General features: G+C 67.4%; 13 protein-coding genes. 6 read left to right on the forward strand and 7 right to left on the reverse strand.

The window, feature by feature from the left end:
- Nucleotides 1-10: 10 nt before the first annotated feature.
- Nucleotides 11-1,273: an amidohydrolase family protein gene (locus FHU31_RS16510; RefSeq protein WP_167159958.1), complete on the reverse strand. Its 1,263-nt coding sequence runs from the start codon at nucleotides 1,271-1,273 to the stop codon at nucleotides 11-13.
- Between the two features lie 24 nt (nucleotides 1,274-1,297).
- On the opposite strand from FHU31_RS16510, the gene FHU31_RS16515 reads away from it, so the two are divergent.
- Nucleotides 1,298-2,158 (forward strand): AraC family transcriptional regulator, encoded by an 861-nt coding sequence (locus tag FHU31_RS16515; protein ID WP_167159960.1) that lies wholly within the window; start codon nucleotides 1,298-1,300, stop codon nucleotides 2,156-2,158.
- A 55-nt stretch (nucleotides 2,159-2,213) separates the two neighbouring features.
- Entirely contained in the window at nucleotides 2,214-2,600 is a 387-nt protein-coding gene (locus FHU31_RS16520) for a hypothetical protein (RefSeq protein WP_167159962.1), read from the forward strand.
- Nucleotides 2,601-2,618: 18 nt separating this feature from the next.
- Here FHU31_RS16520 and FHU31_RS16525 read toward each other — a convergent pair whose 3' ends face one another.
- Complete coding sequence (locus tag FHU31_RS16525) at nucleotides 2,619-3,011, reverse strand: nuclear transport factor 2 family protein (RefSeq protein ID WP_167159964.1); 393 nt, start codon at nucleotides 3,009-3,011, stop codon at nucleotides 2,619-2,621.
- Between the two features lie 178 nt (nucleotides 3,012-3,189).
- On the opposite strand from FHU31_RS16525, the gene FHU31_RS16530 reads away from it, so the two are divergent.
- Nucleotides 3,190-4,653: an amidase gene (locus FHU31_RS16530; protein WP_167159966.1), complete on the forward strand. Its 1,464-nt coding sequence runs from the start codon at nucleotides 3,190-3,192 to the stop codon at nucleotides 4,651-4,653.
- Nucleotides 4,654-4,695: 42 nt separating this feature from the next.
- On the opposite strand, the gene FHU31_RS16535 is transcribed toward FHU31_RS16530, so the two are convergent.
- Nucleotides 4,696-5,031: a hypothetical protein gene (locus tag FHU31_RS16535; RefSeq protein WP_167159968.1), complete on the reverse strand. Its 336-nt coding sequence runs from the start codon at nucleotides 5,029-5,031 to the stop codon at nucleotides 4,696-4,698.
- Nucleotides 5,032-5,289: 258 nt separating this feature from the next.
- Between FHU31_RS16535 and FHU31_RS16540 the strand changes: the two genes are divergently transcribed.
- From FHU31_RS16540 to FHU31_RS16550, 3 genes are all read left to right on the forward strand, one after another.
- Entirely contained in the window at nucleotides 5,290-6,204 is a 915-nt protein-coding gene (locus tag FHU31_RS16540) for an alpha/beta fold hydrolase (RefSeq protein WP_167159970.1), read from the forward strand.
- A gap of 19 nt (nucleotides 6,205-6,223) precedes the next feature.
- Nucleotides 6,224-7,087 (forward strand): LLM class F420-dependent oxidoreductase, encoded by an 864-nt coding sequence (locus FHU31_RS16545; RefSeq protein WP_167159972.1) that lies wholly within the window; start codon nucleotides 6,224-6,226, stop codon nucleotides 7,085-7,087.
- Nucleotides 7,088-7,179: 92 nt separating this feature from the next.
- Nucleotides 7,180-8,082: an LLM class flavin-dependent oxidoreductase gene (locus FHU31_RS16550; protein WP_208411057.1), complete on the forward strand. Its 903-nt coding sequence runs from the start codon at nucleotides 7,180-7,182 to the stop codon at nucleotides 8,080-8,082.
- Here FHU31_RS16550 and FHU31_RS16555 read toward each other — a convergent pair.
- From FHU31_RS16555 to FHU31_RS16570, 4 genes are read right to left on the reverse strand one after another with little or no spacing between them, the layout of a single operon-like run.
- Nucleotides 8,063-10,519 carry a GcvT family protein gene (locus FHU31_RS16555; protein WP_167159975.1) on the reverse strand — a complete coding sequence of 819 codons (2,457 nt, stop codon included), beginning with the start codon at nucleotides 10,517-10,519 and terminating at the stop codon, nucleotides 8,063-8,065. The two genes, FHU31_RS16550 and FHU31_RS16555, sit on opposite strands and share 20 nt — an antisense overlap.
- Before the next feature lie 16 nt (nucleotides 10,520-10,535).
- Nucleotides 10,536-11,459 carry a choline kinase family protein gene (locus FHU31_RS16560; protein WP_167159977.1) on the reverse strand — a complete coding sequence of 308 codons (924 nt, stop codon included), beginning with the start codon at nucleotides 11,457-11,459 and terminating at the stop codon, nucleotides 10,536-10,538.
- Nucleotides 11,460-11,496: 37 nt separating this feature from the next.
- Entirely contained in the window at nucleotides 11,497-12,780 is a 1,284-nt protein-coding gene (locus FHU31_RS16565) for a competence/damage-inducible protein A (protein WP_167159979.1), read from the reverse strand.
- Nucleotides 12,777-12,998 carry a hypothetical protein gene (locus tag FHU31_RS16570; RefSeq protein ID WP_167159980.1) on the reverse strand — a complete coding sequence of 74 codons (222 nt, stop codon included), beginning with the start codon at nucleotides 12,996-12,998 and terminating at the stop codon, nucleotides 12,777-12,779. Before FHU31_RS16570 ends, FHU31_RS16565 begins: the two co-directional genes overlap by 4 nt.
- Nucleotides 12,999-13,037: the final 39 nt, after the last annotated feature.

The following is a 13,037-nucleotide window of genomic DNA, read 5'->3' on the forward strand; positions in this document are numbered from 1 at the left end:
TAGTCCAGCCTCACGTCGTGGCGAACTGCTTCGCGTCGTAGAGGCGCGCCCATTCCGCACGTGGCCGGATGGAGACGTCCACATCGGTGGCTTTCGCGCGCAGCGCCCCCGACGTGGCTTGATCTTTCGGGGTCAGCTTGAACGGATCCCAGCTGAAGAAGCGGCAGGAATTTTCCCAGGTGATCTTGTTGATATCGGAGTCGGACGCGCCCGCCGCGTTCAGTTCGGCGAGCACCTGCTCAGGTGCGTCCGGCCAGAAGCAGTCCGAGTGCGGGTAGTCGCATTCCCAGGCGATGTTGTCGATACCGATCTCGTGCCGCAGTCTCAGCGAGGTCTTGTCGGTGACGTAGCAGGCCAGCGAGTGCTCGCGGAAGACATCGCTGGGCATCTTGTCGCCGAAGTCCCGGCGCAGCCATTTCTGGTTGGTGTAGTGCCGGTCGCTGCGGTCCAGATAGAACGGGATCCAGCCGATGCCCCCTTCGGAGAAGGCGAACTTCAGGTCCGGGTAGTTGCGCATCGCCGGGCCCCACAGCAGGTCCTGGGCGCACATCGCCGATACCTGGGTGGCCAGGATGATCAGATTGTCGATCGGGGCATCTTTGGCCATCGAGATCGCGCCGAAGCCGGTGCCGATGTGCAGGCACATCACCACGTTCTCCTCCGAGAGCGTGCGGAAGACCGGGCCCCAGTAGTCCTCGTCGAAATAGCTGGGCAGCCCTTCCAGGTGGGGCAGTTCCGGCATGGTCACCGCGCGGCAACCCTTGGCCGCCACCCGCCGGATCTCCGTGGTCATCGCCTCGGGATTCCAGGTGGGCAGGATGGAGATCGGGATGAACCGGTCCGGATACGATCCGGCCCACTCGTCGATGTGCCAATCGTTGTAGGCCGACACCATCACCAGTGTCGCTTCTTCCCTGTGCATGTTGAGATGCCGCGCCGAGAAACCGGTGAACGTCGGGAAACACATCGAGGCCAGGATGCCATTGCGATTCATATCGCGGACCCGCTCGTGGACGTCGTAGACCCCGGGACGCATCTCGGCGAAGCCGGCGGGATCGCGACCCCATTCCTCGGGCGGCCAGGACACCACGGCGTTGAGTCCGCTGACACCCTGCGGCCGGCCCTGGTACATCCACTGGTCGACGCCCTTGTCATCGGTCACCACGATCGGCGCCTCCGGCTTGTACTTGGCCGGCACATGGTTGAGGAACATGTCGGGTGGTTCCACGACGTGGTCGTCGATGCTCACCAGGATGAGGTCGTCGGTCTTCATACCTAACTAGTACCCTCGGAACTCGTGACCGTCTCTGCGCTATCGGACAGACGTTTACCTGTTTCGGCCAATATCGACGCCCCGCGCCGGCCGGTGATCGAATTGCGCCGAGGCGGACAGGCGCTGGCCGGCAGCTACCTCTACGAGGGTGACGGCCTGATCACCGGGTGGCACTCCCATGAGGTGCACCAGATCGAATACGCCGTGGCCGGCGTGGTCGAGGTGGAGACGGACTGCGCGCACTATCTGCTGCCACCTCAGCAGGCCGCATGGATACCGGCCGGCCTGGAACATCAGGCGGTGATGAATCCGGACGTGAAAACCGTTGCGGTGATGTTCGATCCGTCGATGATTGCCGAGCCCGGTGATCGCGCCCGGATCATCGCGGTGTCGCCGTTGATCCGGGAGATGATGATCTACGCCCTGCGCTGGCCGATCGATCGGCGCCCCGGCTCCGTCCACGCCGAGCGTGTCTCGGAGGGCTTCTTCGCCACGCTGGCCCATATCGTCACCGACGCGCTCGATCACGAGGCGCCGCTGAGCCTGCCGACATCGGACCATCCGATCGTGGCGACCGCGCTGGCGTATACGAAGGAGCATCTGGACTCGGTGACCGTCGCGGATGTCAGCCGGGCAGTCGCGGTGTCGGAACGCACCCTGCGCCGACTGTTCTCCGACACCTTGGGACTGTCCTGGCGGACCTACCTGCTGCACGCCCGGATGCTGCGGGCCATGGCGCTGCTCGCCGCGCCGGGCCAGTCGGTCCAGGCGACTTCCTCGGCGGTCGGGTTCGACAACCTGAGCTCGTTCACCCGCAGCTTCACCCAGTTCTGCGGCGAAACTCCGTCGGCCTACCGGCGCCGCGTTGCGGGCACTCCCGGCTGAGGGTTCAGCGGCCGCGTTTTTCATGTTTCGGTCAGGTAAACGCTATAGTCAGGCCATGCGAGACAGAGCGGTCTCCGCCGAAACCGAGACCTTATACGCGCGCCACATCACGCGTGACATCACCCGCGAGGCCCTGCGTCTGCACGTGCTGGCCGTCGCACACAGCGTCCACACCGTGCACCCCGAATTCATCGCCGATATCGCCCTCGAGCGCATCGTGCCGGACGCGACCGTGCCCGCCTTCGAGCTGTGGGTGAGCGGGCTGTGGGAACGCATCGACGGCGGCTACGCGATCATGGACTCCGAGTTCATCGCCCATATGACCCAGCGCGCGGCCGGGCATCACCTCAGGTCGGTGCAATGGCGGCTGCGGCAGCGGGCCATCGCGGTATGCCGGCGATCGTGGCGGGCACTCAACAGCGAGAGCGTCATCCCGCTCTGACCGGTTCAACCCCGGGATTCAGGACGGCGGTGCACCCGCACTGTCCGGATCGACCTGCACGGCATACGAGGTGATGGCGGCGATCCGGTTGTCGGCGAACTCGAAGATGTCGCAGCCTGCCACCGCCGTCACCCCATTGGGCCCGCTGTAGCGGGAGAACATGTCCACCGCGACCACGTCACCCTGGGCCGCCACCACACATCGGTCCACACTCGTGACCGTGTCGGCCAGGCCCTCCCGGGTTTCCCGGCATGTCCGGATGACGGCGTCGGCACCTTCGAGCACCATGAATCCGACGATCGTCCAGCGCACGTCTTTGGCCAGATGGCCGAGCGCGTCCTCGAACCGATGCGTGGAGAACGCCAGCGCGACAGCGCCCGGGTCGATCGGCTGATCGCTTGGCTCGGCCATGAGCTCCTCCTTGAACGTGATCGATCGATTCGACCAATGCCCGCGAACCTTATCCGGTGGGTGCAGCGTCGAGTGGTGAACCGCAGGTGCTGCCGCAAATCCGTTGCGCCGGAGTACCCGTCAGTCCGCCGCCTGTTCGGGTTGCCACCCACACCCCGGCACCGCAGGATGGACGGCCATGGATGCACGCACCGCGAGTGAGCTGGCCGGGATCGACGCGATCGGGCAGGCGGCGCTCGTGGCGGCCGGCGAGCTCTCGGCGACCGAATTGCTGGACGCGGCGATCCTGCGCCTGGAGTCGGCCCGGCATCTCAACGCGGTGATCACCGATCTGTTCGAGCGCGGCCGCGACCAGGCCGCCGCGCTGGATGCCGGCGGGACCCTGCGTGACGGCAGCGCGGGTCCGGTCGCCGGAGTTCCGTTTCTGCTCAAGGACCTTGGTGCGTCGCTGGCCGGCGCCCCGGAAGCCATGGGATCGCGTGCGCTGCGCACCCACGTGGCCGCGGAATCGGCGTGGATCGTGCAGCGTTACCTCGCGGCGGGACTGGTGGTGTTCGGCAAGACCAACACCCCGGAATGGGGTAACCACTGCACCACCGAGCCGTCGCTGTTCGGCCCCACCGTCAACCCGTGGTCACCGGATATCACTCCGGGTGGATCGAGCGGCGGATCGGCGGCGGCGGTGGCCGCCGGTGTGGTCCCGGCGGCCTCCGGTGGCGACGGCACCGGTTCCATCAGGGTGCCCGCCGCATGTTGTGGACTGGTCGGGCTCAAACCGCGGCGCGGCCGGACGTCCTTCGCCCCCGGTGCCGGGCACGGGCTTGAAGGTCTGGTCAACGAGCACGCGCTGACCCGGACCGTGCGCGACAGCGCCGCACTGCTGGATGTGGTGGCCGGCGGCGCGCCCGGCGACCCCTACGGCGCTCCAGCTCCGGCGCAGCCGTATCTGACGGCGATCGGCCACGCACCGGATCCGGTGCGCATCCTGCTCGCGACGGAGTCACCGTTCCCCGGACCACGGACCGATCCCGAGGTCGTCGCGGCGGTGCAGGCCGCCGGAGCGCTTCTGGCGGATCTCGGACATCTCGTCGAATCCGGGTTGCCCTCAATTGACTCCGACGCCGTCGCCGACGCCATCGCGGTGCTGCACACCGTCAGCAACGCCGAACTGCACGCGCTGGCCACGGCCCATCTGGGCCGCGAACCACTCGAGGACGAATTCGAGCCCAGTACCTGGGTGATGGTGCGCGAGGGTTTCCGGACCACCGGTGTGGAGTACGCATCGGCGATCTCGGCCGTGCACGCCCAGACCCGCCGATTCGTGGCGGGCCTGGGCGCCCACGATGTGCTGTTGGTGCCGACACTGCTCACCGGTCCACCGCCCTACGGTCTGCTGGACCAGCCGCGGGGCACCACCCGCGCGTTCTTCGACGTCGAGTTCGCCACCACCGGTTGGACCACACTGGCGAATGTGACCGGCTGGGCGGCGATCTCGTTGCCCCTGGGCACGACATCGGCCGGCCTGCCGATCGGGGTGCAGTTGATGGCCCCCGACGAGACGGTGCTGCTGCAACTGGCTGCCCAGCTCGAAGCGGCGGCCCCGTGGGCCGGCCGGTATCCGCCGGCCTGGTTCGGTCAGTGACCGTCTCGGTCACCGTGGCCGGGAGCCTCGATCTGCTGCACCTCACAGCGGGATCCACAGACCCAGGAACCAGAAGCCCCAGCCGTGGTGGTTGTCGTCCCACACCGGGTTCACGCGCTGGCCGTTGTAGTTGAACGGCTGGTGGTCCTGCCGGCCCTGGTCGATGCCACGGCCGTTCCAGTCCGGCGCCGGGCCTTGATCCGGTCCCCCGCCGGGCCCGCGATTCGGTCCCTGGTCCGGATGCTGCCCGCAGGCCCCCGGCTGGGGTCCGCACGGACCAGGTCCGGGATCCGCGGCAGCGGTGCCGAGGCCGAGCAGCCCGCTCAGGCCGACTCCGACCGTCAGTGCCGAAGCGGCGGCAATGTGCTTGAGATTCATCGTCAACTCCTGTTCGACGGGCATGCCGTGGAAGCCGCCCGCCAAACGAGTGTCAAAGCCCCAGCTTGTTTTTTGCTGTACCGCCCGTGTGCCCCACATATAAAACGTTTGTGCAGCAGAACCGGTCACGGTGTGACATCGAGTCGGCGTGTCCGATTGACATCCGACACCCGGACGGCTTGAGCGCGTAAGGGCCGCTCGCCAGCCGTGATGTGAACGACGATTGGGTTCCGCGGTGGCACATGACACACTCAGCTCATGGTTCCTGCTATTGCACGCCCGAAACTCGAGGGCAACATCGCGGTCGGTGCAGGCCGCCAGATCGGGTTTGCCGAATTCGGCGACCCGCAGGGTCGGGCCATCTTCTGGTTGCACGGCACTCCCGGGGCCCGCAGGCAGATTCCCGCCGAGGCCCGTGCGTTCGCCGAACTGGGGCGCATCCGGCTGATCGGCGTGGACCGCCCCGGCATCGGCTCGTCCACGCCCCACCAGTACCCGAACGTGCTGGCCTTCGCCGAGGACCTGCGCGTCATCGCCGACACGCTGGGCATCGACAATTTCGCGGTCATCGGCCTGTCCGGCGGCGGGCCGTACACCCTGGCGACGGCAGCAGCCATGCCCGAACGCGTGATCGCAGCGGGCGTGCTGGGTGGGGTCGCGCCATATGTGGGTCCGGACGCCATCAGCAGCGGACTGATGAACCTGGGATCGACGGTCGCCCCGGTGCTCGAGGTGGCCGGACTACCCATCCGTCTGGTGGCCGGCACGTTGATCAAACTGCTCGGTCCGGTCGCCTCCCCGGCGCTGGAGATCTACGCCAGGATCTCACCGGAGGGCGATCGCCGCCTGCTCGGCCGGCCGGAGTTCAAGGCCATGTTCCTCGACGACCTACTCAACGGCACCCGCAAGCAGCTCGCCGCCCCGTTCGCCGATGTCATCGTGTTCGTGCGGGACTGGGGTTTTCGCCTCGACGAAGTCAAGATTCCGGTGCATTGGTGGCACGGCGACAAGGACCACATCGTCCCGTTCGCGCACGGCGCGCACGTGGTGACCCGGCTGCCGGAAGCAGAGATGACGGTCCTGCCCGGCGAGAGTCACCTGGGCGGGCTGGGCCGGGCCGAAGAGATACTGCGTACGATGCTGGAGATCTGGGATCGCGACGGCCGCACCTGACTTGAAAGGAACTCAGCCAGTGGATCTTTCGGGCATCGGAATCTGGAGCGCCCAGCTACGGTACGGCGACGCGGCAGCGGCCGCCGACGCGGCGGCGGAGCTCGAGGAACTCGGCTACACGGCGTTGTGGATCCCTGACGTCGGCGGCCCGGTGATCGACTCGGTGCAGAACCTGCTCGCCGCCACCACCCGCGTGGTGATCGCCACCGGCATCCTCAACCTGTGGATGCACTCCCCCGCCGACGTCGCGGCTGCGCACGCTCGCCTGTCCGCCGATCACGGCAGGCGCTTCCTGCTCGGCATCGGTGTCAGCCACGCTCCGCTGATCGACTCGAAAACTCCTGGCACATACCGCAAACCGCTCGCGGCGACGGCCGCCTTCCTGGATGGCCTCGATAAGGCCGACGTGCCGGTGCCCGCCGACGAACGGGTGCTCGCCGCGCTTGGGCCCAAGATGCTGGCGCTGGCCGCGCACCGCTCCCGCGGTGCGCATCCCTATCTGGTCACTCCCGAGCACACCGCCACCGCGCGGGCCACGCTCGGTCCCGGACCTCTGCTTCTGCCGGAGCAGACCGCGGTCCTCAGCACGGATGCCGAACATGCCCGCGCCATCGGGCGGGACTGGCTGCGCAGCTACCTGGCGATGCCCAACTACTACAACAACTTGCTGCGGTCCGGCTTCACCGCCGACGAACTCGATTCCGTCAGCGACCGACTCGTCGATGCGATCGTGGTGTGGGGTGACGAGGACGCCATCCTGGCGCGGATCGACGAACACCGCGCGGCGGGGGCCGACCACGTGTGCATTCAGGTCCTCGACAGCGATCCGCGCGCGCTTCCGCGCGAACAGTGGCGCAGGCTGGCCGCCGCACTGCACGGATGAGCGGCGGGCTGGGGGCACCTCCCGCGTGCGGGGAAGAGCGTAGCGACCGGGTACTTCGGCACAGCCTGGATATCGGGGTCTACGTTCCCCAGATGGGCATGACGTATCCGGATGTCCTGCACCGTGCGCACCGCTGCGAGGAGCTCGGCATCGAGTCGCTGTGGCTCTACGACCACCTGTGTGGGCCCGGCGCGCCCGAGATCGACTCACTGGAAGCCTGGACCCTGGCAACAGCCCTGCTCAGCCGGACAGAACGACTGCGGGTCGGACATATGGTGTTGTGCAACCAATTTCGCCATCCCGCGGTGCTGGCCAAGATGGCGACCACCCTGGACCAGATCTCGGCGGGCCGGCTGCAGCTGGGGCTGGGCAGCGGATCCATCGAGGACGAGCACCTGCGTACCGGGCTGGACTGGGGAACGTTCGCCGAGCGCTCCCGGCGGCTCGGCGAAGCCCTGGAGATCCTCACCCAGGCGTTCGCAAGCGGACGGGTCGACTTCGCCGGCGAGCACTACCAGGTCCGTGAGATGCCGATCAGGCCCGGGCCGGTGCAGCAGCCGCGTCCGCCCATCGTGGTCGGCGGGGTCGGGGAGAAACACACGCTGCCCCTGGTGGCCCGGTACGCCGACGTGTGGAACGTGCCGACCTATGCGCTCGGCGAACTCGAACGCAAGCTGTCGGTGCTGCGGGCGCTGTGCGCCGATATCGGCCGGGACCCGGCGACGATCGTGATGTCGGTCGAGGCCGTGATGGCATTGTCGCCCGATGAGGCCACCCTGCCGGAGGTGCGCGCAGTTGCCGAAAAGCGGTTCGGCGGGCCGGGTTTCGGGTTGCAGGAGGGCGGGCTGATCGGCACCGCACCGATGATCGTCGAGCGCCTGCAGCACTGGCGTGAGCTCGGCTTCGGGCAGGTGGTGCTGTTCACGCACGACCGCGGCAGCGACCGCACCCTCGAGCTGCTCGCGTCGGGCGTGATCAGCGAATTCGCGCGTTAGCGGGGTCGTACAGTGCCCTGCGCGACACCGTGACCGGATATCGGGTGCCGCCCACGTTCACCTCGTAGGTGCCCCCGTCGATCCACTCGGCGTCGATCACCCGACCGTCCTCGGCGCGCAGATAGGCCAGACCGACACAGGCTCCGGTCGTCGCACCCCACGCTGCCGAAGTGACCTGACCCGCCACCACACCGTCGCGCAGGATCAGCTCGCCACCCCACAACATCGGCTCCGGCGAGGACACCGCGAATCCGACCAGCCGGCGCCGAGGACCTTGCGCCCGCGCCTGTTCCACCGCGGTACGGCCCAGGAAATCGATGTCGGTGCCCAGCTTGCAGGTGAACAGCTGACCGGCTTCCACCGGACCGTCGCCGGGTGTGAGCTCACGACCGAACGCCCGGTAGCTCTTCTCCAGCCGCAGCGACTCGATGGCGTAGTAGCCTCCGCGCACCACTCCCAGCGCCTGCCCCGCCGCCAGTAGATCCTCGTACACACCGACCGCGAACTCGGATGGTACGTAGAGCTCCCAGCCCAGCTCGCCGACATAGGTGAGGCGAGTGGCGCGGACCGTCGCGTATCCCAGCGAGATCCGCCGGCTGGTGCCGAACGGGAAGGCGGCATCGGCGAGGTCGGCGTCGGTGAGCACGGCGAGCAGGTCGCGCGAGCGCGGGCCCATCACCCCGAAAACGGCCAGCGCCGACGTGATGTCGACCAGATGAGCATTGACCCCGGCCGGCAGGTTGCGGCGGATGTGGTCCTGATCGCGCTCGGTGGTCGCCGCACTGCTCACGATCAGGAACTCGTCGGCAGCCGTCCGGGTCACCGTCACGTCGGATTCGTAGGTACCGCGGTCGTTGAGCATGCCCGTGTACACGGTGCGCCCCACATCCACCCCGACGTCGGCGGTACACAACCACTGCAAGGCCGACTCCGCACCCGCACCCACCATCAGGTACTTCGAGAAGGAGGTCTGATCGAAGACGGTGACAGCTGTGCGGGTGGCGATCTGTTCGGCAGCCGAGAACGGCAGCCAATTCTGTTTGCCCCATGAGTATTCGATGTCGGGGGCCACCCCGGGTGGGGCGAAGAAATTGGCGCGCTCCCAGCCCATCCGACTGCCGAAGTTAGCCCCGGCCGCGGCCAGCAGGTGATGTACCGGTGAGCGCCGGAACGGTCGGGCACTGGCCAACTCCCGGTTCGGCCACGGGATCTCATAGTGCAGGCCGAGGATCTCCCCCACCCTGTCATGCAGCCATCGGGTGTTCCCGTTGAAGGGCGCGAAACGCCGGATATCGACACTGGTGAGATCCGAGGTCGGCGATCTGTTGACGATCCATTCGGCCAGGGCACGACCCGCCCCACCGGCCGAGGCGATCCCCACCGAGTTGAACCCGGCGGCGACGAAGAAGTTCCGACACTCCGGGGCCTCGCCGAGGATGAACTGATTGTCCGGCGTGAAGCTCTCCGGTCCGTTGTAGAACTTCTTGATCCCGGTCTCCTCGAGGGCGGGGATCCGTAACATGGCGTTGTCCATCAGGATCTGAAAATGATCCCAATCCTCCTCCAGCAGCTGGAATTCGAAGGGGTAGGGCAACGCGTCGGGACTGACCCACGGCTTGGCTTCCGGCTCGAACCCGCCGATCACCAGACCGCCGACCTCTTCCTTGAAATACGTGTAGCCGTCCGGGTCGCGCAGAATCGGCATATCGGTGTGTACACCGGCAATGGTCTCGCTCACGACGTAGAAGTGTTCGGCCGAATGCAGGGGCACGTTGACCCCGGCCAGTGCGCCCACCTGTTTGGCCCATTGGCCGGCGCAGTTCACGACGATCTCGGTCTCGATATCGCCGTGGTCGGTGCGGACGCCGGTGACCACACCGTCGCGCAAATCGACGCCGGTCACCCGGACATGCTCGAACACGCGCGCACCGCGCAGCCGAGCCCCCTTTGCCAGCGCGAGGGTCAGATCGGTCGGGTTGGCCTTACCGTCGCCGGGCAGCCAGATCGCCCCGGCCAGATCGTCCACCCGCATCACCGGATAGTGCGCCAAAGCCTCTTCGGGGGTGAGTATCTCGCATTCCATGTCGAACGCCGCCGCGTTCGCCGCGGTACGGCGCAGCTGGATCAACCGATCCTCGGTGCGCGCCACCGTGACACCGCCACACCGTTTGTAGCCCGCCGACAGTCCGGTCTCGCGTTCCAGTTCGGCGTACAACTGGGTCGAGTACTGCACCAACCGGGTTCCGCTCTCCGAGGCACGCAGCTGCCCGACCAGACCCGCGGCGTGCCAGGTGGTGCCGCACGACAGCTGCCCCTGTTCCACCAACACCACGTCGGTGTGCCCGAGTTTGGTGAGGTGATAGGCCACGCTGGTGCCGATCACCCCGCCGCCGATGATCACCACCCGAGCCCGGTCCGGTAGCGGCTTGTTCGTCATCGTTGTCCCCTCATGGTCAATCGGCGGCCGCGACATCGTCGAGAAGCTGGCTGAAGTCGGGCCCGGTGAACTCCGCCACGGCCGCCTCATAGCGCTGCATGGCCCATTCCCAGAAGTCGAATTCCAGCTCACTGGAACCGTTCTGGATACATCCCCACAATGTCCAGCCGTACTGGGAAACCGTGCCCTGCAAGCGGGCCCGGGCCAGCTTGTGCCGAAGGGACCGCCCGTAATACGCGGTGACGAGCTCTTCGAGCTGATCCAGCGAGAGCCGGCATTCGCGCCAGATGTTGCCCAGTTCGAAACACGGGTCGTTGTTACCGGAGTACTCGTAGTCGATGATCCAGATCTGCTCTGGACCCTGGACGAAGTTGGCGGCCAGCAGGTCGTTGTTGCACGGTACCGTCGCGGTGTCCGCGGCCCGGAGCGCCCGGCGGATGTCGTCGAACCGGCCGGCGTGGTCCAGGTAATCTGCCGGGATGCGGAATCCGTTGTCCGTCACCACCTTCAGATAGCCGGTCTGCAGCGCGAACATGTCGAAGTCATTGCAGAACCGCGGCCCGGCGTGCAGTTTCCTGCAGCTCTGCGCGACCTTCGCCACCAGCCCCGGTCGTGCGAAATCCGTGTCGCGCAGGGCGTCGCCCTCGAGATAGCCGATCAGCAGGACACCCAGATCCGGGCGATAGTCCCACACCGGGGCCCCGACACCCGCCCGGTGCGCCGCGACGCTGTTGTGGAATTCGGCGTCCCGGTCGATGCCGAGCAGGTCACTGGAGGGACCCGAACACCGCGCGACGTACACCCCGTCGGCTGTGGTGATCTTGACGTTGCGATTGGTCAGCCCGCCCGGGAGGTCCTCGACGCGCCGGGGTCGACCGGACAACAGCGGTAGCGCGTCGAGTAGCGCATCGAGCGCAGCATCACCGAGCCGGTACGCCATCGCTCGAACATAACGACTTCCGCGACGGCGCGCGCCCTTAATCGAGTCCGAGCAGTTCCCGGCGCAACAGGTGCATGGCCACCGTGGTGGCGCGCTCGCGGACATCGCTTCGGTTACCGGGCAGTCGCAGCGTCCTGGTCAGCGGCTCACGGCCGGTCAGTGCCACGCTGAAACACACGGTGCCGACCGGCTTGTCGTCCGAACCGCCGCCCGGCCCCGCGATACCGGTGATGCCGACAGCGGTATCCGCGCCGAACCGGCTGAGCGCACCCTGCGCCATGGCGATCGCCACCGGTTCGGATACCGCTCCGTGGGCGGCGATCAGCTCGGCATCCACCCCGAGCAGGTCCACCTTGGCCTCGTTGGAATACGACACCACACCCCCGGCCAGGTATGCCGAGGAGCCGGCGCGGTCGGCCAGCCGCGCGGCCAGCATGCCCGCCGTGCAGGATTCCGCGGTGGCGATGGTGCGCCCGGCGAGCAGCGCCGCGATCTGTTCGTCGATCAACGCGCCGTCCTCGGAGAACAACTCGCGTGGGTAGCGCTCCCGCAGAAAGTCGACCAACGCCCGGTAGGCGGCGTCGTCCCGGGGCTCGTACCGGGTGACGATCTCCAGCTCACCCCGGCGCAGACAGGTGGTGATCTCCAGTCCGGCGAACCCGGGGATGTGGCTTTCGGCTTCCCGCAAGGCTTCCGCGAGACCGGACTCGGCCAGCCCGAACATCCGGACGGTTGCCTGCCGGTACTCGGTGCGGCCCGCGATCGCGCGTTGCGCGGCGGCCGAGGCGATGGCCCGCGACCACATCGGCTGCAGTTCACGAGGCGGGCCGGGCAGCACGATCACGACGGGTTTGCCCTCGGCGTTGCCGTCGACCACCACACCGGGTGCGGTGCCCTCCGGCTCGAGGATCTCCGCACCCACGGGCACCAGCGCCTGTTTCCGGTTGGCTGCCAGGACCGCTTCGAAATCGACGCCGGCGGGCAACCGTGACATCAGTCCGCGCAGGATGTCCGCGATCCGCGCCTCCAGTTCGGTATCGAGCACCAACTCGCGCCCGCAGAACCGGGCCACCGTCGCGACCGTCAGATCGTCGGCGGTGGGCCCGAGACCGCCGCTCGTGATGATGAGGTCGACCCCCTCGGAGGCGAGGAAGCAAAGCTGGGCCTCGACATCGTCGGCGCGGTCACCGCAGATGGTGATGTGCGCCAGTTCGACGCCGAGCTCGAGCAGCCGGTCGGCGATCCACGGGCCGTTGAGATCCTGGATCCGGCCGGTCAGCACCTCGGTGCCGGTAACGACGATTCCGGCACGCACCGTCACCGGGTCAACCAGCCCTGCACGGTCGCGAGGTCGCGCGAGTACTGCTCCATCACGTCGTCCTGATACCGAGAGCTGCCGCTGAGGTCATCTCCCGCCCAGATCACCCGCACCCTGGTCGCACCGCGCAGGTAGACGTCGGCCCGGTCCACGATGCGGCGTGACCAGCCCTGCTGTTCGGTGAGTTCGGCGAGTTGCTCTCGCGCACTGGCCTCTGACATCTGTCGTCCTCCTATGTATCCCGTCGCTTCGCTCGCCTG

Source organism: Mycolicibacterium fluoranthenivorans (genome assembly GCF_011758805.1).
Classification (GTDB): Bacteria; Actinomycetota; Actinomycetes; order Mycobacteriales; family Mycobacteriaceae; genus Mycobacterium; species Mycobacterium fluoranthenivorans.

Coding starts and splice junctions, on each gene's coding strand:
- FHU31_RS16510 (WP_167159958.1), bottom strand. CDS start 1,273: ATGAAGACCGACGACCTCATCCTGGTGAGCATCGACGACCACGTCGTG.
- FHU31_RS16520 (WP_167159962.1), top strand. CDS start 2,214: ATGCGAGACAGAGCGGTCTCCGCCGAAACCGAGACCTTATACGCGCGC.
- FHU31_RS16525 (WP_167159964.1), bottom strand. CDS start 3,011: ATGGCCGAGCCAAGCGATCAGCCGATCGACCCGGGCGCTGTCGCGCTG.
- FHU31_RS16530 (WP_167159966.1), top strand. CDS start 3,190: ATGGATGCACGCACCGCGAGTGAGCTGGCCGGGATCGACGCGATCGGG.
- FHU31_RS16535 (WP_167159968.1), bottom strand. CDS start 5,031: ATGAATCTCAAGCACATTGCCGCCGCTTCGGCACTGACGGTCGGAGTC.
- FHU31_RS16540 (WP_167159970.1), top strand. CDS start 5,290: ATGGTTCCTGCTATTGCACGCCCGAAACTCGAGGGCAACATCGCGGTC.
- FHU31_RS16550 (WP_208411057.1), top strand. CDS start 7,180: ATGGGCATGACGTATCCGGATGTCCTGCACCGTGCGCACCGCTGCGAG.
- FHU31_RS16555 (WP_167159975.1), bottom strand. CDS start 10,519: ATGACGAACAAGCCGCTACCGGACCGGGCTCGGGTGGTGATCATCGGC.
- FHU31_RS16560 (WP_167159977.1), bottom strand. CDS start 11,459: ATGGCGTACCGGCTCGGTGATGCTGCGCTCGATGCGCTACTCGACGCG.
- FHU31_RS16570 (WP_167159980.1), bottom strand. CDS start 12,998: ATGTCAGAGGCCAGTGCGCGAGAGCAACTCGCCGAACTCACCGAACAG.